Source organism: Lacinutrix venerupis, assembly GCF_003663945.1.
Lineage (GTDB): Bacteria > Bacteroidota > Bacteroidia > Flavobacteriales > Flavobacteriaceae > Lacinutrix > Lacinutrix venerupis.
Window position 1 is genome coordinate 19,530 of the sequence record NZ_RCCH01000002.1, and the last position, 25,220, is coordinate 44,749.

Below are 25,220 nucleotides of genomic sequence, written 5' to 3' on the forward strand. Positions count from 1 at the left end.
TTCAAAAATATTTTTTACAAATATTTTTATAAATGTGCTCTTAATTTCTCTTTTCGTTTTTTTAATTGCCTTTGAAGCGATGCAATTGCAGTATCTGCACCTTCTTCGAAAGATTTGCATTGCTTTTTAATTATTAAACTATCTCCAGGTATACTTACTTTGGCTTCAAAAATTTTGTTTTCTTTTCCGCTTGTGTTCTCTATTTTTAAGAATACGTCTGATTTTATGACCTTATCGTAATAGGTTTCTAATTTATCCATTCGTGTTTTAACAAAATTCAACAATTCTGGATTTGCATTGAAATTTACTGCTTGGGTGTTTACTATCATAAATACTGCTATTAATATACTCTAAAACATGGGTTTACGTTTTGAGTATTTGTTATACAATAGCTGTTATTTTTTACTTCTTGGGTGTGCGTTTGAATAAACTTTTTTAAGTTCGGCTATACTATTATGTGTATAAACTTGAGTTGCAGCTAAACTTGAATGCCCTAAAAGCTCTTTAACAGCATTTAAATCTGCACCTTGATTTAATAAGTGTGTTGCAAATGAGTGCCTTAATATATGTGGACTCTTTTTCACTTTATTTGATGCTTGACTAAAATAATCATTTATTATTCTATAGACAAGAGTTTCGTATATTTTAACTCCCTTTTTTGTTAAAAAAAGAGCTTCATTATCTTTTATATCTTTTAGCTCTTTTCGTTTTTGCAGATAATCTTCTAGTGTTTGTGTTACAGACTGTAATAAAGGAACGTAGCGTTCCTTAGAGCGTTTACCGAGTACTTTTAATGTTTTATTATTAATATCTGAAAGTTTTAAGTTTACAAGCTCTATTCGCCTTATACCGGTTGAGTAAAACAATTCTATGATTAATTTATTCCTTAATCCTTCGAAATCATCATCATATTTCAATTCATCTAGCACTATATTAATTTCGGCTTCTGAAAATGGTACTTGAACTTTTTTACTTGTTTTAAGAGCTTTATGTTTTGCTAGTGGATTTTTATCTATATCTCCTATTTTTAATAAGAATTTATAATAGGAATTTAAAGCGGAAATTTTACGATTTATACTTCGATTGGAAATTTTAGATTCTACCAATTGTACAATCCAACTTCTTATTTGCGGATAGTTTACTAGGCTTAATTGAGAGTTTTCAAACTCTTTAGCTAAAAAAGATTGAAAGGAGCTTATATCGTTCATATAGGCTTTTACAGTAAGATTTGAGTAGTTTCTTTCTAATAAAAGATAATCTGTAAAGGCTTTTATAGACATGATTAATATTTATTTATTAACGATAATAAATTTGCCAGCGCACTTTATGCGTTAAGGATGAAAGCGGCATCCTTTTTTGTGCGCGCTTATGCGCAAAAAAGATATAGCTGAGAGCCTGACCAAGTCATGCTTTTTTTTGCATGTCTTGGGAACGCCCAAAAAAAATTATTCTTTAAATAATGAAGCTCTTTTACTTAAGTCTTCTATTAATTTTTCGTCATCCTCGCTTTCTAATAATACATTATAAGTTTCCCAAAATTCTTTATTATATGGTTTAGGAGAAAAGATATCCATATCCCATTCTTTTTTAAGTTCTGCTTCTATTTCATCATGATTAACAATAATATCTGAGAACAGTATTTCTTGAACGGTGTAATAATAACGTTCTTCTTTATTGTATTGTTCTGCAAGGTGTTCTTCTTGCTTGTTTTTAGGTTTAAAGCCTACATTTACAAGTTTTGGAGTTTCGTAGTAAATATAATTTGGATACATTTTATCTTGAAATTCCTTATAGTTAATTATTAATTTATGGTTCACATTAGTATCAAACAATCTTTTACTTCTACTTTTTTGCTCTTTTGAAGCTGCTAATAATTCGTATTCTACTTTTTTAATTGCAAAGTTATCATAATAGATATACAACCATCCTTTAGGTTCGAAGCCTTCGTTATATATTCCTTTAGTATCTAAACCTACGTATTCTTCTCCTTTATTTATTTCTATTTTATAAAGCTTACGTTCGTTATCTACTAAAATAGTATCTAATCTAAATTGATGATTTTCTAAAATATTTTCTCCGAATATGGCTTTTTTTCCATCTATATTTCTAAACATATTAAGTTTTCCTTGGAATATATTTTGGAGTCCGTTTACTCTATTATCGTTCCATTTTATAGACTTTTCAAGAAGAGCTGTTTTTACTTGACTTCTTTTTAAGTTTCTAGGATTTGTTTTTATTTTAGTATTCTGGTTTAAGTATGATGCATATGTAAATAGACTATCTATATCTCTAAGATCGTAACTTTTACGCATTTGATCTACGTTAATTTTTAAATAGTCTTTAGCTGGAACGCTATTACTAGAATCGTAAACAGAAATTGCGCTTTCTATTAACCATTTAAATTCTTTTTTATTACGCTCTTTATGACGTAAAAAACCTTTTTGAATATAAGACGAGTCTGGCATTGTTGAAGACAGCCTTTCAATAGCTTTTAACACGATATCGTTTCCTGTTTTTGGCCTAACTTCTGCCTCTAACACAACTTCGTCTAAAGATGCAACTGCTTCTACTAAATATATTGCATCTGATGCATCAAACTGATCTAAAGGTATTTTTTCGGTAGAATACCCGATAGATGATATTACCAATGTATCTGATACATTTTCTTTTGGTATTCTAAGCACAAACTTACCATCGGCATTTGTAATAGTACCGATTGCAGTATTTTGAATATACACACTTGCGCTTTCTATGGGTTCATCTTTAAAAAAATCTACTACTTGATTATTAATTTCTTTTTGTGCAAATACTGATGTAGCAAATAAGAAAAATAGAATGTATAGAAGTTGATTTGGGTATTTCATTTTAAAAAAGTTGATTATATTATATTTAAACGATGACCTTTCCCTATTTATTATAAGATTTCTGCAAATGCAGAAATTAGTGTTTTACCGCCGGTTTATATTCCTTTTTATCAATTACCATTTTAGCGATAATCTCACGAAGAATTTCACTAGTTCCTCCACCAATAGGTCCTAGTCTACTATCTCGCAATAAGCGTGCCATTGGATACTCTTCTATATAACCATAGCCTCCTAACATTTGTAAGCATTGGTATATAACTTCGTCTGCCATTTTTGTTGAACGCAGTTTTGATATGGTTGCTTCTTTTACAACGTATTCGTTTTTATCTAATCTAGCTGCTACTGTATAATTAAATTCTTTACACACTTCCATATCTGCATAACAATCTGCCATAGTATGGCGTAATGCTTGAAACTTATCTATAGATTTACCAAAAGCTTGGCGTTCTCCCATGTATTTTACAGCATATTCTAAAGCAAATTCTGCTCTTGCGTGCGCATTGATTCCCATAATTAAACGCTCGAATGCAAAATGCTGCATTATATATGGAAAACCTTTTCCTTCTTCACCCATTAAGTGGCTTGCTGGAATGGTAACATTATCGAATGCTATTTCACCTGTATCACTTGCTCTCCATCCTAATTTATCTAGCTTAGTAGCGCTTACTCCTTTTGTATCTCTATCTACAATAAACATACTTATTCCTTTATTACCAAGTTCCGGACTTGTTTTGGCCGCTACTACTATATAGTCGCTATATACTCCATTTGTAATAAATGTTTTAGAGCCATTTAGCACGTATGTATCTCCTTTTTTTACAGCTGTTGTTCGCATTCCTGCAACATCACTACCTCCAAAAGGTTCTGTTACTGCCATAGCACCAATGTATTCTCCTGTAATACTTTTTGTTAGGTATTTTTGTTTTATTTCTTCACTACCCTCTGCATTTACATGAGTCATAGCCAAGTAAGCATGCGCCCACATTGCAGCAGCAAATCCGCCAGAATTTATTTTTTGTAATTCTTCTAAAAATATAACGGTATAAAACAAATCTAAATCCATACCTCCATAAGTCTCTGGATATGCAATACCAAAGAAGCCCATTTCACCAAATTTCTCCCAAATAAAACGCTCTATATGTCCAATTTTTTCCCATTTTTCTATGTGCGGAACGACTTCCTTTTTAAGGAAATCTGCCAAACTTTCTCTAAATAAATTATGCTCTTCGGTGAAGTATCTGTTATCCATTTTTATTATATTCTAATTAAGTTGTAAATATAACTTAATTATCTCTATTTTTTTCACCGGAAAGTCTTTAACTTTTATTAAATCGTCAAGAGACTTTATACCTTCGTGTAGTGTTCTGTACTCTATAATATTATGCGCAATTTCGTAATCTATATATCTAACAGTTACTAATTGCGCCTTTGTAGCTGTATTGATGTTTATTTTGTTTATTTCTCTTGGTGTTTTTAGTGTAAAAGACTTTTTAATTTCTTCTATTGTTTCTGGTTTTAAACCATAAACCTCACCTAATTCTACCATAGAAATAAATCCATTTTGTTTAGTACGGTATTTTACAATACTGTTTGCATAATATTCTCCTATACCATAAACACTTTGAAGTTGAGCAACTGTTGCTTTATTTAAGTCTATTTTTTGAGCTTCAGTTTTTGGTTTATTTGTATTGAAAGACTTAGCATATTGTTTTTTGGGCTTAGGATTTGTTACCCAATCTGGAAATTTAAAGTATGGTGATATTCTATTAAAAACAGAGTCTGAAACTTCTGTTACTTGTTGAAATTGTTTTGCAGAATTTATCCATTGATTTTTGGCTCTAAACTTTAGCAGCCTATCTATTTCTTCGTTAGACATTCCTAAAGCATAGCCTTTATAATCTGTAATAAAATTTGGATTGAATGGATATATTTTTGGTTTTCTATTTTCAATTTCCACTAATTTTAAAGAATCTATTTCTGCTTGAAATCCCTCTAACTCTTTAGAATTAATCGTAACATCTTTTAAAGGAAATTCTACAAAAGCATATACACATTGTAGCACAATAATTAAAACCAACAATAAAAAAATCCCATTTCGTTGTTGTTTTGAAAACTTGAAATGGGATTTAATATTCATTTTATATTTTTAAGATTTTACATTTCATCAACTAAATCTGTTGCTCCGTCTTCTAATGCCTCTTCTTTTTTATTAATAGCATTCATATATTTTGTAAGCTCTTTTTTAATTATTGGAGACAACATAATTACACCAATAATATTTGGAACTACCATAGCAAAAATCATGGCATCAGAGAAATCTATTACAGCTCCTAAACTAATTGAAGCTCCTACAATTACAAAGAATAAAAATAATACTTTATAAACTAAATCTGTAATTTTTCCTTTTCCGAATAAGAAAACCCAACCTTGCATACCGTAGTATGACCAAGAAATCATAGTACTAAATGCAAATAATATAACTGCAATAGTTAATACAATTGAGAAGTGAGGTATAACGCTATCGAAAGCAGTTGCAGTAATTTCTACACCTTCTTTTATTTCTACTCCATATTCCATAAAACCACCATCGAAGTTAGTAATTACAATAACTAAAGCTGTCATTGTACAAATTACTACAGTATCTACAAATGGCTCTAACAATGCAACTATACCTTCACTCGCTGGATATTTTGTACGTACTGCAGAGTGTGCAATTGCTGCAGAACCAACACCTGCTTCGTTAGAAAAAGCTCCACGACGCACACCTTGAATCATTACACCAATAATACCACCTAAACCTGCTAAAGGCGTAAATGCTCCATTAAATATTGCTACAAAAGCATCATCTATTAAAGTAAAGTTAGCAAATAATATTATTAAAGCAGCTAACACATATATTCCCGCCATAAACGGTACTACTTTTTCTGTAACCGAAGCAATACGCTTAATACCACCAATAATTACAACGGCTACTAAAACAGCCATAACAATACCAAAATACATTCCTGCATTTTCTCCTGTTAAGTTAAATAATTTTGTAAACTGCGCTGCTGCTTGATTGGCTTGAAACATGTTTCCTCCACCAAAAGAACCACCAACTACAAATATTGCAAAAAGGACTGCTAAAACCTTACCTATTCCACCTGCTCCTTTTTCTTTTAAACCTTTTGTTAAATAATACATTGGTCCACCGTAAACCGTTCCGTCTTCACCAACATCTCTATATTTTACACCTAATGTACATTCTGCAAATTTAGATGCCATACCTAATAATCCTGCAATAATCATCCAGAATGTTGCTCCTGGCCCACCAATTGATAGTGCTACTGCAACACCTGCTATATTACCTAAACCTACGGTTGCAGATAATGCTGCTGTTAGTGCCTGAAAGTGAGAAACCTCACCATCTGCACCTTCTTTTTTCATAGTTTCAATAACATCTCCTCCTGGTGTTTGATCTCCATAAAGAGAATCTACACCATGTTTTTCGATATCTTCATATTTACCTTGAACTACTTTTATTGCGGTTCTAAATCCAGTAAAGTTTATAAATTTAAAATATATAGTAAAAAATAATGCGCCTCCAATTAATACTAATAATACCCAAGGAATTTTTATGGTGTCGGTAAATGGAATTTCCGAAAAGATGCCTTCAACAAACCAACCTGTGTATTTCTTAAATATAGAATCGATTTGATCTGCTGTGCTATCTTGCGCAAAAGTTAGCAATGGTAATATTAATGTAAAAATTGAGAGAAGATACTTCTTCATAATTAGTTTTTGTTAGTTTAATGTTAAATTTAATGTAGCAATATGCAAAAAAATGCTGAATATTTAAAATGGAAGTTGTTAAAAAGCTGCTTTAATCTAATTCGTAAATAGAATTCATTTTTTGAATTTGCTCTGGACGACCTAAAACAATTACCTTAGAATGTGGTACTAATTTAATCTCGGCTTCTGGATTAACAATATACTCTCCATCACTGCCTTTATAACCTATTACTGTACAACCTGTTTTATTTCGTAAATCTAAATCTTTAATTGTTTGTACTTTACTAGATGTATTGTAAAGCTTATCTACATCGATTTCTTCTATATTAACATCTTCATTTCCACCAACAGCTAAATTATCTATAAATTCTATTAAATCTGGAACAACAACTAATGAAGCCATATGGTCACCACCAATAATATCTGGTAAAATAACATTATTTGCTCCTGCTAATTTTAATTTTTGGTATGATGTTTCTTGGGACGCCCTACTTATAATACAAGCTTTCTTATTTAACTGTCTAGCAGAAAGTACTACAAATAAATTATCTGCATCACTTGGCAATGCTGTAATTAATGTACTTGCGCGGTCTAAACCTGCTTGAATTAACACATCGTCTTCATTAGCATTACCAAAAACCATTGGCACTTTATCGTCTTGATTACTTTCTATAATTTCTTTGTTTTTTTCTATTACAACAAAAGGTTTATTATAAGACAGTAATTTTTTAGCAGCTTGTCTTCCGTTGCGGCCATAACCACATATTATGGTATGGTTTTGTAACTCGTCAATTTTCTTTTGCATTTTTTTCTTTTTTAAATCCTCTAAATTATTGCTACTCAATATGTATTCTGTAATAATAGAAAGTGCGTAACCTACAATAACAACGCTAGATAATATTAAAAATACGGTAAAAATTTTGGCGTTATCATCTAATGGCTGCACCTCGCCAAAACCAACAGTTGTTATAGTAATAACCGTCATGTATACAGCATCTACCCATGAGTATTCTGAAATAATTTTAAAACCTAAAACGCCTACTAATAAAACAAAAACTAATAGCGCTAATGCTAAATATATTTTAGTTTTAAAAATATTTGTTAAAAAGTTTTTCATTTATTATAAATCGAAAACTGAAGTTCTTTTGGTATAAACAATATCTTTTATACGCATCCAAAAAGCCATAAATAAATACAGTGCAAAACCAAAACCTAATGTTACAAAAGTTAAATACATAAAAGAAGTGCGTACAATTTTTGCACGAATACCTAATCTATCTGCAATTCTTTGGCAAACATGATAACCGTGTTTTTGAAAAAACAATAATGTATTTCTTGCTATTTGCATACTGCAAGGTAATAAATCTTTTATTTGATTTAAATTTTATTTAAAAGTGAATTTCCTACTGCGCATTTTAAGCATCTATTTTTATCGCAGTATTCGGTTTTTAATTGAATTAATGCCTGAGATTGTAACGCAGATTTTGAAACATTTTTTAAACTATTAAACTTATTTATTACACTGTTTTTTTCTGAATTAATTTGCTGAAGTAATTTTATAATTTCTTCGTCTATATTTTTACCTAATTGTTTAGCGTAACTAAATTTAACTGGTATTATAGTATTTATTAATAACAAATCTATAAATGCCTTTGTTAACTTCTTTTTTGAGGCTTTAGATGCCTTACCAAATGTATAATGTGTTTCCCAAAACACAGATGTTTCTATTTGAAAAAAAGTATAAAAGTCTTCTAAAGTTTTAATTTCTAATAATTTTGAAAATACATTTTGATGTATAAAATAGATGTTAGCTAGTTGAGACAATCTAATTGTTGGAAAGTTTGGCGGTCTTAATCTAAAAAATTGCAACGCAGTTACATTTTGGGCACTTAAATTAAATTTTTGTTTTAAAAAATTATATTCTTTTTCTAATTCTAAATAGTATGGCTCTTGGCAATCTATTTGTAACAATCCAGCTTGACCAAAAAACAGAGCTTCCAAACTTAATAAATTAGATTGTTGTTTTCTAACTATTGAAAAATCAAAACTATTAGCAATACTAAAAAAGGAATCTCCATTAACTTTTAATCCAAAATTTTTAGCTAACAATTTAAACAAAACAACTTCCCAATTATTAGTACTAAGTTTTAATACAGATTCTATATTACCTGCTTTGCGTTCTAAACGCTCAAAATATAAACGTTCTAACCAATTATTAAATGTAAATTCTGGAATAGATGCAAAATCGTTTTCGCAATTTATCCATTTTTGCGTATTACTAAATAATTTTTGATAGTTATTTAACGCTGTTTTTGTTACGTAATTTTTTAATTCTAGTGTAGGAATTTCGGTATTGTTTTTTCTAAAAATCTCGGTATCATGCTCCCACACCACATGCAATATTACATTGTCGTAATTACTATCTATTTCATGATTGTGCAAATACCAGTCGCTAGATTTTATGTGTATTTCCAGGTTTCCTGCCCATAATTGATTATCTATTAAAATTTGAGCATTAAAAAAATCCGGACCTGTATTATGGTTATGCTTGCCTACTGCAACTATGGTAATTAACTCTCCCTTAGTTGTTTTTAAGTTTGTGGAAATTATTTTTTTATGTTTCCAGAGATAATGTAAGAAGTCTTCTTGCATTTTTAAATGTACGCATTTTCGCGCATTACAATGTTGACTTTGTTATTTTTTTCTGCTAACTTCGTTTAACGTATGATATAAAACATTGAAACGTTTTTATATCAACGAAATATTAGAGGCAATTTAAAAAAAGCACGATAGGTAAAAAAGACAAGTATGAAATTATTTTTGATGTTGTCAATTAGCCAAAAGAAATAATTACAAACTAAAACCTTACCAAACAAATGAGAAAGTCTAAAATTGTAATAACCATAATTACCTTGTTCCTATGTTTCAAAGGAATAGCACAATTTAATCAAAATAGCGAAAAGCAAATAGTAGTTGGGAAAGTTGATAGTTTATATTCTAAAATATTAAAAGAACAAAGAGAAATTTGGATACATACACCTGAGGACTTTAATAGCACTAAAAAATATCCAGTTATTTATGTATTGGACGCATCTCAACAATTTTATGTTATTGCTGGAATGCAAAAACAACTAACACCTTTCAAAATTCCTCAATCTATAATAGTTGGTATTACCAATACAGATAGAACAAGAGATTTTACGCATACTAATGTTCCTTTTCAACGCGGACACGAATCGGAAACTTCTGGAGGTGCCAGTAATTTTATAAAGTTTATAGACGAAGAATTAAAACCATATATAAACAACAAATACCCAACCGAAAACAACAATACCATTATTGGTCATTCTACAGGAGGTCTGTTTGTACTTTATTCATTCTTACATCACGAAAATTCTTTTGATAATTATTTGGCAATTGACCCAAGTCTTTGGTGGGACAAAGAAAATCTGGTTAAAGAAACTCAAGAACTACTAAACAAAGGAAATCGTAAAGAAAAATCATTATATATAGCTGTGGCTAATAGTATTGGCAAAGCAATGGACACGGTTAAAGTTAGAAAAGACAAAACAGTTCCTACTGAACAGATTAGAGCCAATTTAAAGTTTCACGACCTATTAGTGAAAAATAATAAAGAGATTAATTTTAAATGGGAATACTTTGAGAATGAAGACCACGGAAGCATTGTTGTTCCAGCCCAATATAATGGATTGCGGTCTATTTTCTCTTGGTTTCCATTCCCAGAAATGTGGCGTTTTAACACACCAAAAGAATATTCAGCCAAAGAATTAACAGAACCCTTTAAAACGCACTATAAAAAATTGAGCATTCGAATGAAACGTGAAGTAAAACCTGATTGGGAATTACTAAATCAAGTTGGGTTCTTTATGTTGGATGGACATAATCTTCCCAAAAAAGCTTTAGCATATTTAGAACTGAATGCTGATTTCTATCCTAATGAATCAAAAAGTTTTGTTGCTTTGGGGAATTACTTTTTATCTCAAAAAAACAAATCAGAAGCAATTAAATACTATAAAAAAGCACTTGGAATAGACGGAAATCAAGAAGCTCAAGCTAAACTAAAGGAATTAGAATAGTAATAAAAACTGCCTCTAACACCGTATATAATTTATTGCTAGTTCTAGCCTACTTACGAAAATCCTCGCGGATTTTCTATTCGGTTTTTATTTACTAAATTACGTGCTTAACCACGCAACAAACCATATACAAACACGTTAAACGAACCTTTTATAAAATTCATAAAAAAAGCACAGTTTATAAACTGTGCTTTTTGCTTTTCTATTTTGAGATTCCTGCATTCGCAGGAATTTGTTACTCTATATATCCCATTTTACGCATCCAGTCGTCGTTAAACATTTTACCTACATAACGAGAACCATGATCGTGAAATAATACTACAACTACATCGTCTTTAGTAAAGTGCTCTTTTAACTGTAGTAAACCTTTTATGGCTGCTCCTGCAGAGTTGCCTAAAAACATACCTTCTTCTTTTGCTAAAAGCTGCGTGTAAACTGCCGCATCTTTATCGGTTACTTTTGTAAAACCATCAATAACATCGAAATTTACATTTTCTGGCAAAATATCTTCTCCAATACCTTCTGTAACGTATGGATAAATTTCTTTTTCGTCAAAAATTCCTGTTTCATGGTATTTTTTAAATACAGAACCATAAGTATCTATTCCCCAAATTTTAATGTCTGGATTTTGCTCCTTTAAATATTTACCAACTCCAGAAATGGTTCCACCTGTTCCTACTCCAACAACAAAGTGTGTAATTTTACCTTCGGTTTGTTTCCAGATTTCTGGTCCTGTGCTTTGGTAATGTGCCTTGGTATTACTTGGATTATCGTACTGGTTTACGTACCATGAGTTTGGTGTTTCTTCACCTAATCTTTTTGATACTGAATAGTATGATCTTGGATCTTCTGGCTCAACATCTGTCGGGCAAACTACAACCTCTGCGCCTACAGCACGAAGAATATCCATTTTTTCTTTAGATTGTTTATCGCTAATTACAAAGATGCATTTGTAACCTTTTACAATGGCTGCTAATGCCAAGCCCATTCCTGTGTTTCCAGAAGTTCCTTCTATAATGGTTCCGCCTGGTTTTAAACGGCCGTCTGCTTCTGCATCTTCAATCATTTGTAATGCCATACGGTCTTTAACAGAGTTTCCTGGGTTAAAGGTTTCGTATTTTGAAAGTACTAAGCAAGGTAGGTCTGCTGTTAACTTATTTATTTTTACTAATGGTGTATTACCTATAGTTTCTAGAATGTTTTTTGCGTATTGCATGTAATTTTTTTTATTGGTGCAAAAGTAATAAAAAGCCTAAACTTAAGAGAACTATACTTTATTAAATAAAAGAGATTTTATATAGTGGAACGCGTTAGCGGTTGGAGCATTGTTGGAGCTCCTCGCAGAGAGCGACTGCGGAAAACGCGACCTTTAGGTAACGCCCAAATTATTTTATTCGAAACGGATAGCTTTTACCGGAGATATTTTGGTTATAATGTAAGATGGTATTAACAGCATTGCTAAGCAGAGTATAAATGTGCCTAGATTTAATAGCAATATGTAATCTAAGCTTATATATACTGGAATAATTGTCATGTAATACTGTTCTGGGTTTGGAAACTTTAATATACCAAAATATTTTTGCGCATATAGTAAACTTAATCCTATTAGGTTACCCCAAAAAAGGCCTATAATTATAAGATAGGTTGCATTGTAAACAAATATTTTTCTAATACTATTACTACTGCTTCCCATGGCTTTAAGGATACCAATCATTTGTGTTCGTTCCATAATTAGTACAAGTAATGCAGTTATCATGTTAATACCTGCTACAAGAATCATGATACCAATGATGCCTGCTATATTTTTATCGAATATTCCAATCCACTCGAATACTAAACTAAATTTTTGCTTTACAGATACCACGTTTAAAGTAGATGGTGTTTCTTGAAAAATAGCTTTTGTTTTTTCGTCTAGAGCATTGAAATTATCTATAAAAACTTCAAAATTTCCTATTTGGTCTGGCTCCCATTTATTTAAACGTTGAATGTGTTTTATGTCTCCAATGGCAAATTGCTGATCGAATTCTTTAAAACCAGAATTATAAATACCTACAATTTTATAAGGAAGGATTCTAGGCGCTTTGTTAAGGTCTTTTCTTAAAAAATAGGCATTTACGGTATCTCCTATTTTTAAGTTTAGCCTGTTTGCAAAGTATTGAGATATTAAAAGATTTTCGTTTCTTTTATTAGAAAAATCTGGCAACTCACCTTCTACTAAATATTCTTTTAAATATTGCCAATCGTAATCTGCACCAACTCCTTTTACTACAACACTCTCAAAAGTATCTTCTAGTCTAAAAACAGCGTGTCTTGTTGCAACTCCTTGTATATGTTTTACTCCTTCTACACTATTGAAATTTGGATAAAAATCTTGGTTTATTGATATAGGATTTTCGCTTTCCTGAGAGTTATTTGTATCGTATTTAGCAATTGTTGCATGCCCATTAAAAGCTACTACTTTGTCTCTTATTTTTTGCTGAAGACCAATTCCGGTGGCTATAGCAATCATCATTACTATAATTCCCAATGCAATTGCCACGATACCAATTTTTATTATTGGTGCCGATATACTACTTTTATACGCTTTACTGTCTATAATGCGTTTAGCTATAAAATATTCTAAATTCAAAAAAGTTATGAGTGTACAATTAATGTGGTGTAAAAATACTGTTTTATTATTTCTTTTTTTAGGAATTTCTTGCGGAAAGACTAATAAATTTGAAACAATTAGCGAAAAGCTAGATGTAAAAAATGAAAGCACTCTAAGCGAAAAAGATAATCTAGAAAGCCTTAAACCTATTATTGTTGGCGCAAACCAAACTGAGGCTTATTTAAATTTATTAAAAAATAAAAATATAGGCATTGTAGCAAACCAAACAAGTGTTGTGTTTAAAGAACATACTGCTTCTACTTTTAAAAATAAAAAGAACACTCATCTTGTAGACTCTTTACTTTCTCTTAATGTTAATATAAAAAAGGTGTTTGCTCCAGAACATGGTTTTAGAGGTCAAGCTGATGCCGGTGAAGTGGTTAAAGATGGTTTTGACACTAAAACCGGTTTACCTATAGTATCTCTTTATGGTAGTAATAAAAAGCCTTCGCCAGAACAGTTAAAAGGTTTAGATGTTGTGGTTTTTGATATTCAAGATGTAGGAGCTCGTTTTTACACTTACATTTCGTCATTACATTATGTTATGGAGGCTTGTGCCGAAGCTAATATTCCTGTAATAATTTTAGACAGACCAAACCCAAATGGACATTATATTGATGGTCCTATTCTAGAAAAAGAACATAAAAGCTTTATTGGTATGCATCCTATTCCTGTAATTCATGGTATGACGATTGGCGAATATGCGCAAATGATTAATGGTGAAAATTGGCTAAATAACAATATAAAATGTGAGCTTACTGTTATTACAATGAAAAACTACAACCATAAACTTACATATAGTTTACCTATTAAACCGTCTCCTAATTTACCTAATGATATTGCTATAAACTTATATCCAAGTCTTTGCTTTTTTGAAGGTACAAACATAAGCGTTGGTCGTGGTACAGAATTACAGTTCCAAATTTATGGCGCTCCTTTTTTACCTAAAACGGATTTTAGTTTTACACCTCAACCTAATTTTGGATCTAAGTACCCAAAACATGAAAACAAAGTATGTTATGGTGTTAACTTAACTAACTCTCCTAAATTAAATAGCTTAGATTTAAGTTATTTAATAAATGCTTATAATGCTACAAGCGATAAAAGTAAATTCTTTTTAACTAACGGATTCTTTACAAAACTTGCAGGAACAAAACAATTACAAAACCAAATTGAAGCTGGAGAAAGTATAGAAAATATAAAAGCCACCTGGAAAGATGGCTTAGATAAATTTAAAAATATTAGAAGTAAATATTTACTTTATAATTAATTCTCGTATCTGGTTCCGTTAGGACGTAAATTATTTTTTCTATAATCTGCACGAGTTTGTTTTTCTACATTTTTTCCTTGCACGTCTGAAAGGTTGTAGGTTACTTTTTTAATTTCTATTTCGGTAGTTTGCCTTGCTGGTGGTGTTGGTTTTTCAACCTCTGCAACGTCTCTACTGTTTTCATTTTTAAGTCTTGCAGCTTTTTTGGCTTCTTCTCTTTCTGCTGCAATTTCAAATATATTTTTCTTATTTACATTAGAAACAACTTTTGGCTCTCTTTGTTTACGAGTGCTTACTTGCGCCTTAGGCTTTTCTACTTTTTTAGTTTCTTTTGGTTTAGCTTCTGCTACACGAGTATCCACTTGCTCGACAACTTTAGGCTCCTTTTTAAGTGGTTTCATATTCCTAGCTATTTGCTCTTCTTCACTTAAACTCGATCTTAAAATACTCTCCTCTAAGTCTTCTATAGCATTTTTGGGCTTAGGTATGTCTACTAATCTATTTGCTCCTACTGTAATTAAAACATCTTCTCTATAAACAACAATAGTATAACGTCCTTTTTTAAAGTGGTATAGTGGAATTTTAACTTCTGGTGCATCAACATCTATAAATACTGTATCTTTTTCATCATGACTTAAAAAAGAAACACGTAATATATTTTTATCACTTTTAAGTGATAATGTATCTAATGTAAAGTTTAAAGTTTGTTCTAAACCTGAAGCACGTTCATTAATATTTTTTTGAATATTTGTTAATGGTGCTTGCTGTCCGTAGGAAGACATGCCTAATAATAAAGCGAATACAAGTAAATTTAGGATTTTTTGGGTTTTCATGACTGAAATTTTTACTAATTATTAAATTTTGCTAAAAATCAATTAGTATCAGGTACACAAAAGTAAAGCAAATACTACTTATACATATGTGTTTCATATATAATTTAGGGTAATTTAGCCGAAAAGCCCAATATAGTCGGCAAAATACAATTTTATCTGATAATCAATCACTTAATAAATTTTTTGGTATAATCTATTAGTATAAAACATAAGTTTTGTTAAAAAACTAAAGAATATATGTTTTAATTAGTAAAACATTAAAAAAAATGCAACCTAATGAGTAGGTTTTCTATATTTATGGAAAGGTTGTTTTAAAAGATGCTTTAAACTTGCATTTTCTTCGGCATTAGGAAAAGTATCTACTCCATATACTATTTTCTCTCTGTCTAAATACATGTAGGTTCCAAAAATACGATCCCAGATAGAAAATATATTGCCGTAGTTAGAATCGGTATAAGGTAATTTAAAATGATGATGTATTTTATGCATATCTGGAGAAACTACAACATAACTTAACACTTTATCTAATTGCTTAGGCATTTTAATATTTGCATGGGTAAATTGTGTAAAAATTAAAGACATAGATTGATATAACATAACAATACCTATTGGAGCTCCTATAACAAAAACTCCTGCCAGCGTAAATATAAAACGTATTATGCTTTCTAAAGGATGATGCCTGTTTGCTGTGGTTGTATCTACTTCGTGATCGCTATGGTGTACTAAATGTACCATCCACAATACACTTATTTTATGCTCTGTAAAATGTGCTAAATAAGCACCAATAAAATCCAGTAATAATAATCCTAATATTACATATAACCACAACGGCATTTCTGGTAACCAATTAATAATTCCAAAATTGTTAATAGTTACCCAATCTGCTGTTTTTAATAGTAAAAATGCCAGAGCAAAATTTACTATAATTGTTGTAAATGTAAAAAACAGATTTGGCCAAGCATGTTTCCATTTTTTATAACTAAAATTAAATAATGGCAAAATGCCTTCTAAAACCCAGAATAATGTAATTCCACCAATAAGAATAATACTTCTATGAAGAGATGGTATCGTTTCGAAATAAGATATTATAGTTTCCAAAAAATTTTATTTTAAAGATAAACAAATAATTTATTTCAATTTTTAAAAAGAAAAACTTAGCTATAAGCTTATAATCAAGCCAATAATAGTAGCTTTAAACTTTTATTTTTTCTTTCATTTTCTCAACAATATTAAAAGCGGCAGGACAAATAGCAACATTTTTAATTGTTAAATTAGATATTTGTTGAAACTTCTTTCTATTGGTATGCGGAAATTCGCTACAAGCTTTTGGTCTTACATTGTAAATAGAACAGTAATTATCTGCACCTAAAAAAATGCATGGCACACTTTGTAAAACATAGTCGTTATCTTCGTCTACTCTTAAAAATTGTTCTATAAACTTTTGTGCTTTCATTTTAAAATGCTTTGAAATTCTCTCAACATCTTTATCTGTAAACAATGGACCAGTAGTTTTACAACAATTAGCACAGGTTAAACAATCGGTTTTTTTAAATTCTTCATCATGCAATTCCTGCATAATATAATCTAATTGTTTAGGTGGCTTTTTTTTTAGCTTCGTAAAAAAAGTTTTATTCTCCTTATGCTTATCTTTGGCAAGCTTTGGAAGATTATTTAAAAGTTCTTTCATAGAAAACAAAAATAATGTTTTCGTTTTTACAAAGAAACTATGACTAAAGTAATATTTATGTAAATAGATTAATACAACTAAAGTCTAACAATACAATTAAATGAAAAAGGACATATTTGGTAAAGCTATATTAGATTTTTACAATAAAAATAGTACCGAAGATATTATTACTTCCACGAACATATCAGACGAAGATATTTTACCTCTAGATTACTTATTTAGAAGCTATACCGAAATGCCAAAACTTGAAAAAAAAGCATTAAAACTAGCTAAAGGAGAGGTTTTAGATGTTGGTTGTGGTGCCGGTAGCCACAGTTTATGGCTACAAGAAAAAGGCTTTAAAGTTAAAGCTATAGATATATCTAAAGGCGCTATAGAGGTTTGTAAAAAAAGAGGTGTTTTAAACACTAAACTATTGCCACTTTTAGAAGAGAAACAAAATTTTGATACTATTTTGTTATTAATGAATGGTACTGGAATATTTCAAACAATTTTAAATTTACCAATATATCTAAATCATTTAAAGAGTTTATTAAATGAAAAAGGTCAAATTTTAATAGATTCTAGCGACATAAAATATATGTATGAAGATGAAGATGGTGGTTTTTGGCAAGATCTTAATTCTGGATATTACGGAGAATTAGATTACTTTTTAAGTTATAAAGGCGAAAGAGAAGAGCCAATGAAATGGCTATATCTTGATTTTAGCACTTTAAATATTGCTTGTGCTACGGTTGGCTTAAAATGTGAACTAATTGCCGAAGGCGATCATTTTGATTATCTGGCAAAGCTATATGTAGCAGAATAAGGCTACAGATTATAGCCTTTTTCTGATAATTGTGCTATAACGCCACGATACACACCGCTACTCCACATCTCGGAAATTTTGCTCATAGACTCGTTCATAGAATCTTGAGATCCTAAAATTTTCTGCCCAGTATCACTTTTATAGAATTCGTTTAAAACAACTTTATCACCTTCTGTAAGTGCATCTTTTTTAAACATATTTTTTCCTGCCTTAGAAGCATATAAATTATTCATGTTTTTAACATCTTCGTGTGTAAAATGACCTCTATATGCAGACACAATCATTTGAGCTAGCTCGTCCATTGCGTCTTGTTTGCCTTTTTTAATTTCTGCCCAAACAGCTTCTGGTACATTTTCATCTGTAAATTGTACTTTAAGCATATCGTACATTTGCTCCATTACATCTTCGTAATAAGACATTGTACCGTTACTTTTAACACACTTCTTTACATCTTCGCTATATGCATCGACTTGAGCAAAACTTGCTGAAGCACATATAAAAAACAATAATACTGTATATATTTTTTTCATAATTTATATTTTATTTTCTAAAAACAATTATTGTGCCACACCGTTAATAAAGGTTTGTTGCACTTTTGTTAAAGGTATCTTTTCTTCTGCAATTTCCATAATATCTTGATTTAATATTATAAAATCGGCATACTTTCCTGTTTCTATACTTCCTTTTTCTTCTTCTTCAAAATTAGAATAAGCAGCCCAAATAGTCATTCCTTTTAAAGTTTCTTCTCTTGACAAAGCATTTTCTTTTTGAAATCCACTCTCTGGATATCCTTTTAAATCTTTTCTAGCAACTGCGGCATAAAATGTTAAAAACGGGCTCACTTGTTCTACAGGAAAATCTGTTCCTAAAGCTACTTTACCACTTTTATTTAATAAGGTTTTGTATGCATAAGCGCCTTTAATGCGTTCTTCTCCTACTCTGTCTTTTGCCCAATACATATCGCTAGTCGCATGTGTAGGCTGTATAGAAGGTATTATATTTTGGTTTGTAAAATAATTAAAATCATTATCTGTTATTACTTGCGCATGCTCCACTCTCCAACGCCTATTTTTTTGATTTGCTAGTGTTTTCTCGTAGGTTTTTAACACAAAACTGTTTGCCGAATCTCCAATAGCATGTGTGTTCATTTGGTAACCTGCTTCATCTATTTTATCGGCTAGTGTTTTATATGCATCTGCACCAATTACCATAGCACCAAAATGATTATGAGCATCACTATAAGCTTCTTTTAAAGCTGCACCTCGAGAACCTAAAGCGCCATCTGCATAAACTTTTACAGATTGCACATTTAGTCTTTCGGTTTTAATTTTTCCTTTATTTAAGTAATAGTCAAGATTTTCTTTTTTATTACTTATCATGGCATAAACACGCATTTGCAACGCTTCTACACGTTGTAAACTATCTATTAACTCAATAACTTGTTTATCTAATCCGGCATCACTTACAGTAGTTAAGCCTAAATTTGTACAAATTTTTTGAGCATCTAATAACGCGTTTACTTGTTCTTTTTTAGTGGGTTTTGGAAAAATAGCTTCTACTAACTCCATAGGATTATCTATAAGTATTCCTGTAAGATTTCCATTTTCTACTTTTATTTCTCCACCACTAACATTTGTTTTTGTTGTAATTCCTGCTAAATCTAATGCCGCTTGGTTACAAAGCATGGCGTGACCATCTATTCTTGTTATTGCAACAGGAGTGTTAGGATATAGTTTATCTAAAAGTGTTTTGTTAGGATAAGTTTTATCTTCCCAATCGTTTTGGTCCCAACCTCTACCTATAATAAATGTTGCATTTTTTTTATTTTGAAAGTCAATAATTCGTTTCATGACCTCATCAAAACTATTTGTGCCTACTAAATTTACAGTTTGCAGGTTTAAGCCTAACCCATAAAAATGACAATGTGCATCTATAAATCCTGGTACAATTGTTTTGCCGTTGGCATCAATAATATTATCTGAAGTGTAATTTTCTTTAATTTCTGAAGCACTACCTACTGCTACAAATTTGCCATTAGAAATAGCAAATGCTTCCGCTTTATTAAAATTTGAATCTACTGTATATACATTAGCGTTTACAACAATAGAATCTGCTTCTGTTTTATCTTGGCTACAACTTAATATTGCAAGTAAAGTAATAGCTATTATAAGGTTTTTCATCTCTATATTTTTGGATGCTAAATATAGGCATAAAAGTTTTATTACAAGATCACTAAATATTGGTTTAAGAGATTATTCTTTTATCTCTAATAGTAGCTATTTATTAAAAATCAAACTTATATGTCCCTCCTGCTAAAAACTGAATACCTTGAACTGGAGTATTTTGCCATTTTGTATAGTTTTCTCCAATAAGGTTATTTCCTTTTACAAATACTGAAATACGATCGTTTACATGGTAGCCTACATGCGCATTTGCATCGAAATAACTATCTAAACTAAGCATTGTTGGCTCGTTTGAAATAACTGTTGTTCTTAAATCTGAAAAAACATCTTTTCGTTCTCCTACAAAAAACATACTTGCGCCTGTAAACCAATGCTCATTTATTTGGTAATCCATAAATAAAGATGCTTTTATGTCTGGTAAGTTCCAAGCTTCGGCTTCATTTTTAGTATTGTAAACAAAGTACTCTCCTTTAATTCCTAATGTAAAATTTCTATTAACGTCTGCACTTAACTCTCCTGTAAAGGCTAAAGTTGTAACATCGTCGTAAGTTATTCCAAAAGAATTACCATATGCATAATCTTGTACTGCAGTTAATGGATTATTAGTATATAAAGCTTTATTTTTTTCAGATTTAAAACTACCACTAACAGCATAACCTAAGGTGTTTGATAGCTTTCCTTTTAAACCGGCATAAGCATTATACTGCTGGTCTGTTGGGACTATAAATAATGTTGGAGATACAAATGGATTTTGGTCTGCAAAATTATAATATGAATTTTGTATTAAACCTCCTTTTACACCTCCAAAAGCTACTATATACTCATCTACCAACCTATAGCTCGCACTAATATTTGGATAAATAAAGAAGCTGCTTTTACTTGCTTCTGTATTATTTAAATAGGTTAATATTACACCTAAATCTACAGTTAAATCATCTCTTTTTAGTTGATATGTTGGAGCTATACCTACTTGAATGTTGCTGTAATTTACTTCTGCTGTATTAGCGTAGTTATTTTCAAAATTACCTCCTAAATAATCTAAACTTACTTCTGTAGAAACGATTTCGTCGCTAATATATAAATCTGCTGTACCGCTAAGTTTAAATCTATTTTCTCCAGATCCTTGGTTATCTCCAAAACGTCTAAATAAAACATTTGCGCCTTTAAAAATACCATCTTCTATATTTACTTCTCCTGTTATATGAGCGTTTGTATAATTGTGCCCAACATCTAGACTATTTGCTGTCACCTGATTAAATAGTGGCTGTTGTAACCCATACCAATTAAAAGATTGCATACCAAAGCCTCCGGCAACAGTCCAATTAAAATCATTATTTAACTGAGAGTAACTTAAATCTATTTTAGAATCTAAAAAATCATCATTAGTTAATACATCATCTATTCCTCCAGCAGAAGAATGATGACTCAAGTGTGCACTAATATTCTCTCCATTGTTTATTTCGTGATTTAAATATACTTCGCCTAAAATAGTTGTATATGTTCCAACACCTAATGTTGCATAATTATCGAATAATTTTACCTTTTTTGCTTTATCAACCACCGCAGCTTTTCCTTTTGCAGGTGTAAATGTTGAGGCTACTGGAAAGGAAAATATATTGTATTTAACTTCTTTTTTTGTAGAAGTTTCTTCATCATCCAACGTTGGCACTTCTTTTACTTTAAAAGCATCTGAAATTGTTGGCGTATAAGGCTTTATTACATTAATTACATCTGGATTTAACGTGTCTTGTTCACGTTCTTGTGCAAATGTTAATGTTGTTGCTAAAACTATTATTATTAATAAGAATTGCTTTTTATTAAACATATATTCTTTTATTTATTTCTTAATTTAAATTTGAAAGGAGTTAAATTATGGTAACTGTACTATTTTTTTAATCCTCAGTTTCTACAGAGGCATTTGTTTTAGCCTGTTCTGTTTTAATTATATTTAACTCTTCCTGAGCTTCTGCTATTACATCTGGAAACTCTGTAAAGTTTTTAATAACACTTTCTAAAATATAAGTTGCTTGAAAGGCATCGCCTAAAGCATATTGGTTTTTTGCCATAATTATTAAACCTTTTGAGCCGTATAATTTATAGCCAGAAAAATCTTTTGCTAAACGTTGTACTATTGCATTTGATGTTTCATAACTACCTTCTTTACTTCTAAAGTAAGCGTTATAATATAAAGCTTCGGCTGCTGTTTCTCCAGTTGCTGTAAGTTCTACCTCCGAATAAGCTTCTTTTGCTTTAACCTCATCGTTTGTTTGTATTGCAGAACGAGCAATAATAACATATGCATCGCTTTTTACTTTATTATCTAAGTTTGTATTAGTTAGTACTTTTTCCGCGTAAGCGACAGCAGCATCATACTTTTTTAATTGGTAATTTGCCTGCATTAAATTAGACTGCGCAAATAAACTATTTTGAGGAAAATTAGATTCGGTCTCTAATCGTTTTAAAACAGGTATAGCTTCTTCCCAGTTTTTTTGATCTAAAATAATTTGTGATAAACGCAATAAAGCTTCTTCTGTAAATTCACTTTGTGAAGCATTTAAAACTGATTTATAATGTGGTTTTGCATTCTCTTTTAAATCTTTTTTGAAATATAATTGTGCTAAATAAAAATGCGCTTGGTTTGAATGTAATCCGTTTTTAAAATCGTTTAAATAATTATTAAACAATTTAATAGCATCGTTTGTATTACCATCTAAATATTTTTTTTCTGCAGATTGGTACGTGGCATTATCTAAATCTACATCTGTAACTTCTACATATTCTAAAGTTTGCACCCAAGCTGCATAATCGTCTACAAGACCTAAATCTATATAAATTGAACGTGCTGTTGCTACTGCTTGATTTGCTTCTGGAGAATTAGGATAATTTGCAGCTACTTGTTTTAACTTAGTTAATGCCTGCTCATTCTTACTTTTATTGTAATAAACTAAACCTTGGCGTAATAACGCTTTAGATGTAAATGTTCCATTACTATAATCTGAAATTATTTGATTATACATCTCCATTCCTTTAGCCAAGTCACCAGATTTAATATACTCATTCCCTAATGTATAGATAGCATCATCTCGTAATTTTGACGTTGGATATTTAGTTATAAAAGTTTCTAAATCTGATATTTTTTTATCCGTTTCTTGTAAAAAACCATAACTCATTGCTTTTTGAAAAAAAGCATAATCCATTTCAATTTTATTAATTTTTAAAGCTTCGCTATACATTGCAATAGCGTTTTGGTAGGAGCTTGTAACAAAATAACTATCTGCTAAACGTAAGTAAGCATCGTTTAACCTAATTTTATCTTCCTTATTTTTTTCTATAAAATTTTTAAAATACTGCACAGCTTGCGCATAATCTTTTTGTTTAAAATACGTATAGGCTAAATTATAATCTAAGTTTTTAAACTCTGAAGCTTGACTTGCGTTTGTTTGTTGTTGAAACTGTTTAAAACCAACTAAAGCATCATCATAATTTGTTAAGTTATAATCTGCCTCTGCCTTCCAAAATGTTGCTTTAGCAGTATATTTTGAATCTTGCTGTTCTTTTAAAGAAGCATCGAACATACTTTCTGCTTCGCTATAATTACTTTCATTATATAATTCAATTCCTCTATAATAAGCTACTTTTTGGTAAGCAACCTTGTTCTCGAAACTGTTTTTCCCTTTTAATAACTCTAAAGCTTCTTTGTAGTTTTTTGAAGTAATGTAAGAGTCTATTAATAGCGCTTCGAGTTCTTCTCTATATTTAGTTTTAGGATATTTATCTAAATAGCTAGTTAAAACCTGTGGCACAGATTGATATGGGTTTCCTATTTGATAACTAATTTTAGCATAATTAAGCCATGCATCTTCTTGGATTTTTAAATCGTAAGTCATTTGTGAAGCATTTCTAAAAGCATTTAATGCTTCTTGCTTTTTATTTAAATTCACATAACTTTCTCCTAAATGGTAATAGGCGTTTTGAGCTACACTATTATTTCCATCTATAATTTTGTTAAATTCTGAAATAGCTTTATCGTAATCTTTTTGCTTGTAATAAGCATAACCTAATTGATAGTAATCGGTATTATTCCATTTACCGTTTTTACCTTTATATTCGTTTAAATACGGAATAGCTTCAGTATATTTTTGTAGGTTAAAATAACTTTCTCCTATAATCTTATTAAGTTCAGATACTTCGTTTACATCGTTAGTACTTTCCAACTGAGCTTTTGCTAATTCAATTGCCTTTTCAAATTTCCCAAGTTTAAAATTTAAATCTGCTTGATAATAGCTTAATTTTTCTTTGTACTTATCCTCTCCTTCAACTTGTGTAAAATATTCGTTTGCTTTATCATAATCATCGCCTTCATAAGCCATAAAACCAATATAATATTTGGCTTGAGATCCATATTTTTGAGAATTTTCAACACGGTTTAAATACTTTTTTGCAGCTGTAAAATTTTTAGTAGAAAAAGCTGTATAACCTCTATTAAAGTTAAATTTTTCAAGTTCTTTTTGCGATAGCGCATTTTCATCTACTTTACTATACCATTTTTCGGAATGCGCAAATTTTCCGTTTTCAAAATAGTAATCTGCAACGTCTACAAAAGCTGTATTTCTTTTAGTACTTGTCGGGTAATCCTCTACAAATTCTTCTATTAAAGTATCTGCATTTCTTTGGTTTAAACGTACTGCACAATTAGCAATGTAATAAGCACAGTCCGACTCTATCGCTCTGTCTGTTGCTGTTTTTTTTATTTGCTTAAAAGCTGCCTGAGATGCTAAATATTGCTGATTGTTATATAAAGCTAATGCTTTTTGATAGGCTACAAAATTATTTGTGTAAGCTGCAGATTGCTGCGCAAAAGAAGTTAAAGCTAGACTTAATACAAAAAAGAGAGAAATTATATGTTTTTTAGTCATCGACTAGGTGTTTTAAATTTAAAAATCAAAGATAAATTAATCCTAATATGTTAACGTTAGAAATTTGTTATAATTATAAACCAACTTATTAAAAATTGAAAAAATAACTTTTGTGCTTAAACTTATTAATGATACTTTTAC

At 30.4% G+C, this 25,220-nt stretch carries 21 protein-coding genes; 3 read left to right on the forward strand and 18 right to left on the reverse strand.

All coding sequences use genetic code 11. The features are described 5' to 3' along the window. Positions 1-26: 26 nt before the first annotated feature. The 9 genes from hpf to CLV86_RS02900 all read right to left on the reverse strand — a co-directional run bounded on the left by hpf (position 27) and on the right by CLV86_RS02900 (position 9,287). Complete coding sequence (gene hpf / locus CLV86_RS02860) at positions 27-329, reverse strand: ribosome hibernation-promoting factor, HPF/YfiA family (protein ID WP_076733805.1); 303 nt, start codon at positions 327-329, stop codon at positions 27-29. A gap of 66 nt (positions 330-395) precedes the next feature. Further along, on the reverse strand, positions 396-1,280 hold the full coding sequence (locus CLV86_RS02865) for a tyrosine-type recombinase/integrase (protein WP_121049443.1): 885 nt from the start codon (positions 1,278-1,280) through the stop codon (positions 396-398). A 165-nt stretch (positions 1,281-1,445) separates the two neighbouring features. After that, the gene (locus CLV86_RS02870; protein WP_076733807.1) at positions 1,446-2,864 is read right to left on the reverse strand and encodes a carboxypeptidase-like regulatory domain-containing protein; all 1,419 of its coding nucleotides are present in this window, start codon (positions 2,862-2,864) and stop codon (positions 1,446-1,448) included. A gap of 76 nt (positions 2,865-2,940) precedes the next feature. Then, a complete protein-coding gene (locus CLV86_RS02875) occupies positions 2,941-4,113 on the reverse strand; it encodes an acyl-CoA dehydrogenase family protein (RefSeq protein ID WP_121049446.1) in 1,173 nt (390 codons plus the stop codon). Positions 4,114-4,125: 12 nt separating this feature from the next. Continuing rightward, on the reverse strand, positions 4,126-5,001 hold the full coding sequence (locus CLV86_RS02880; RefSeq protein WP_121049449.1) for a ComEA family DNA-binding protein: 876 nt from the start codon (positions 4,999-5,001) through the stop codon (positions 4,126-4,128). Positions 5,002-5,018: 17 nt separating this feature from the next. Beyond that, complete coding sequence (locus tag CLV86_RS02885) at positions 5,019-6,635, reverse strand: alanine/glycine:cation symporter family protein (protein ID WP_121049452.1); 1,617 nt, start codon at positions 6,633-6,635, stop codon at positions 5,019-5,021. 91 nt (positions 6,636-6,726) lie between these two features. Further along, positions 6,727-7,752 (reverse strand): potassium channel family protein, encoded by a 1,026-nt coding sequence (locus CLV86_RS02890; RefSeq protein WP_121049455.1) that lies wholly within the window; start codon positions 7,750-7,752, stop codon positions 6,727-6,729. Positions 7,753-7,755: 3 nt separating this feature from the next. Continuing rightward, positions 7,756-7,983, reverse strand: a complete 228-nt coding sequence (locus CLV86_RS02895) for a PspC domain-containing protein (protein ID WP_076733812.1) — start codon at positions 7,981-7,983, stop codon at positions 7,756-7,758. A gap of 29 nt (positions 7,984-8,012) precedes the next feature. Continuing rightward, the gene (locus CLV86_RS02900) at positions 8,013-9,287 is read right to left on the reverse strand and encodes a DUF2851 family protein (protein WP_121049458.1); all 1,275 of its coding nucleotides are present in this window, start codon (positions 9,285-9,287) and stop codon (positions 8,013-8,015) included. 224 nt (positions 9,288-9,511) lie between these two features. On the opposite strand from CLV86_RS02900, the gene CLV86_RS02905 reads away from it, so the two are divergent. Then, positions 9,512-10,732 carry an alpha/beta hydrolase-fold protein gene (locus CLV86_RS02905; RefSeq protein ID WP_121049461.1) on the forward strand — a complete coding sequence of 407 codons (1,221 nt, stop codon included), beginning with the start codon at positions 9,512-9,514 and terminating at the stop codon, positions 10,730-10,732. Positions 10,733-10,967: 235 nt separating this feature from the next. On the opposite strand, the gene CLV86_RS02910 is transcribed toward CLV86_RS02905, so the two are convergent. Together CLV86_RS02910 and CLV86_RS02915 are read right to left on the reverse strand one after the other, a co-directional pair. Further along, positions 10,968-11,948 carry a PLP-dependent cysteine synthase family protein gene (locus CLV86_RS02910; protein WP_076733818.1) on the reverse strand — a complete coding sequence of 327 codons (981 nt, stop codon included), beginning with the start codon at positions 11,946-11,948 and terminating at the stop codon, positions 10,968-10,970. Positions 11,949-12,122: 174 nt separating this feature from the next. Then, entirely contained in the window at positions 12,123-13,361 is a 1,239-nt protein-coding gene (locus CLV86_RS02915) for an ABC transporter permease (protein ID WP_121050225.1), read from the reverse strand. Between the two features lie 7 nt (positions 13,362-13,368). Between CLV86_RS02915 and CLV86_RS02920 the strand changes: the two genes are divergently transcribed. Continuing rightward, complete coding sequence (locus tag CLV86_RS02920) at positions 13,369-14,652, forward strand: exo-beta-N-acetylmuramidase NamZ family protein (RefSeq protein ID WP_249037442.1); 1,284 nt, start codon at positions 13,369-13,371, stop codon at positions 14,650-14,652. Here CLV86_RS02920 and CLV86_RS02925 read toward each other — a convergent pair. The 3 genes from CLV86_RS02925 to CLV86_RS02935 form a co-directional block, all read right to left on the reverse strand. Further along, a complete protein-coding gene (locus CLV86_RS02925) occupies positions 14,649-15,485 on the reverse strand; it encodes a hypothetical protein (protein ID WP_121049467.1) in 837 nt (278 codons plus the stop codon). The genes CLV86_RS02920 and CLV86_RS02925 overlap by 4 nt on opposite strands. Positions 15,486-15,758: 273 nt before the next feature. Then, the gene (locus CLV86_RS02930) at positions 15,759-16,583 is read right to left on the reverse strand and encodes a sterol desaturase family protein (protein ID WP_121049470.1); all 825 of its coding nucleotides are present in this window, start codon (positions 16,581-16,583) and stop codon (positions 15,759-15,761) included. Positions 16,584-16,677: 94 nt separating this feature from the next. Next, complete coding sequence (locus CLV86_RS02935; RefSeq protein WP_121049473.1) at positions 16,678-17,172, reverse strand: YkgJ family cysteine cluster protein; 495 nt, start codon at positions 17,170-17,172, stop codon at positions 16,678-16,680. Positions 17,173-17,272: 100 nt separating this feature from the next. Here CLV86_RS02935 and CLV86_RS02940 point away from each other — a divergent pair, with 100 nt between their 5' ends. Then, a complete protein-coding gene (locus CLV86_RS02940) occupies positions 17,273-17,980 on the forward strand; it encodes a class I SAM-dependent methyltransferase (RefSeq protein ID WP_121049476.1) in 708 nt (235 codons plus the stop codon). 2 nt (positions 17,981-17,982) lie between these two features. Here the strand turns inward: CLV86_RS02940 and CLV86_RS02945 are convergent, their stop codons facing one another. The 4 genes from CLV86_RS02945 to CLV86_RS02960 form a co-directional block, all read right to left on the reverse strand. Next, entirely contained in the window at positions 17,983-18,510 is a 528-nt protein-coding gene (locus tag CLV86_RS02945; protein WP_076733824.1) for a DUF2059 domain-containing protein, read from the reverse strand. A gap of 27 nt (positions 18,511-18,537) precedes the next feature. Next, the gene (locus CLV86_RS02950) at positions 18,538-20,160 is read right to left on the reverse strand and encodes an amidohydrolase (protein ID WP_121049479.1); all 1,623 of its coding nucleotides are present in this window, start codon (positions 20,158-20,160) and stop codon (positions 18,538-18,540) included. Positions 20,161-20,263: 103 nt separating this feature from the next. Beyond that, positions 20,264-21,988 carry a TonB-dependent receptor gene (locus CLV86_RS02955; RefSeq protein WP_121049482.1) on the reverse strand — a complete coding sequence of 575 codons (1,725 nt, stop codon included), beginning with the start codon at positions 21,986-21,988 and terminating at the stop codon, positions 20,264-20,266. A 67-nt stretch (positions 21,989-22,055) separates the two neighbouring features. Further along, positions 22,056-25,079, reverse strand: coding sequence for a tetratricopeptide repeat protein (locus CLV86_RS02960; RefSeq protein ID WP_121049485.1), 3,024 nt, complete (start codon positions 25,077-25,079; stop codon positions 22,056-22,058). Between the last annotated feature and the right edge of the window lie 141 nt (positions 25,080-25,220).

Coding starts and splice junctions, on each gene's coding strand:
- hpf (WP_076733805.1), bottom strand. CDS start 329: ATGATAGTAAACACCCAAGCAGTAAATTTCAATGCAAATCCAGAATTG.
- CLV86_RS02865 (WP_121049443.1), bottom strand. CDS start 1,280: ATGTCTATAAAAGCCTTTACAGATTATCTTTTATTAGAAAGAAACTAC.
- CLV86_RS02870 (WP_076733807.1), bottom strand. CDS start 2,864: ATGAAATACCCAAATCAACTTCTATACATTCTATTTTTCTTATTTGCT.
- CLV86_RS02875 (WP_121049446.1), bottom strand. CDS start 4,113: ATGGATAACAGATACTTCACCGAAGAGCATAATTTATTTAGAGAAAGT.
- CLV86_RS02880 (WP_121049449.1), bottom strand. CDS start 5,001: ATGAATATTAAATCCCATTTCAAGTTTTCAAAACAACAACGAAATGGG.
- CLV86_RS02885 (WP_121049452.1), bottom strand. CDS start 6,635: ATGAAGAAGTATCTTCTCTCAATTTTTACATTAATATTACCATTGCTA.
- CLV86_RS02890 (WP_121049455.1), bottom strand. CDS start 7,752: ATGAAAAACTTTTTAACAAATATTTTTAAAACTAAAATATATTTAGCA.
- CLV86_RS02895 (WP_076733812.1), bottom strand. CDS start 7,983: ATGCAAATAGCAAGAAATACATTATTGTTTTTTCAAAAACACGGTTAT.
- CLV86_RS02900 (WP_121049458.1), bottom strand. CDS start 9,287: ATGCAAGAAGACTTCTTACATTATCTCTGGAAACATAAAAAAATAATT.
- CLV86_RS02905 (WP_121049461.1), top strand. CDS start 9,512: ATGAGAAAGTCTAAAATTGTAATAACCATAATTACCTTGTTCCTATGT.
- CLV86_RS02910 (WP_076733818.1), bottom strand. CDS start 11,948: ATGCAATACGCAAAAAACATTCTAGAAACTATAGGTAATACACCATTA.
- CLV86_RS02920 (WP_249037442.1), top strand. CDS start 13,369: ATGAGTGTACAATTAATGTGGTGTAAAAATACTGTTTTATTATTTCTT.
- CLV86_RS02925 (WP_121049467.1), bottom strand. CDS start 15,485: ATGAAAACCCAAAAAATCCTAAATTTACTTGTATTCGCTTTATTATTA.
- CLV86_RS02935 (WP_121049473.1), bottom strand. CDS start 17,172: ATGAAAGAACTTTTAAATAATCTTCCAAAGCTTGCCAAAGATAAGCAT.
- CLV86_RS02940 (WP_121049476.1), top strand. CDS start 17,273: ATGAAAAAGGACATATTTGGTAAAGCTATATTAGATTTTTACAATAAA.
- CLV86_RS02945 (WP_076733824.1), bottom strand. CDS start 18,510: ATGAAAAAAATATATACAGTATTATTGTTTTTTATATGTGCTTCAGCA.
- CLV86_RS02950 (WP_121049479.1), bottom strand. CDS start 20,160: ATGAAAAACCTTATAATAGCTATTACTTTACTTGCAATATTAAGTTGT.
- CLV86_RS02955 (WP_121049482.1), bottom strand. CDS start 21,988: ATGTTTAATAAAAAGCAATTCTTATTAATAATAATAGTTTTAGCAACA.
- CLV86_RS02960 (WP_121049485.1), bottom strand. CDS start 25,079: ATGACTAAAAAACATATAATTTCTCTCTTTTTTGTATTAAGTCTAGCT.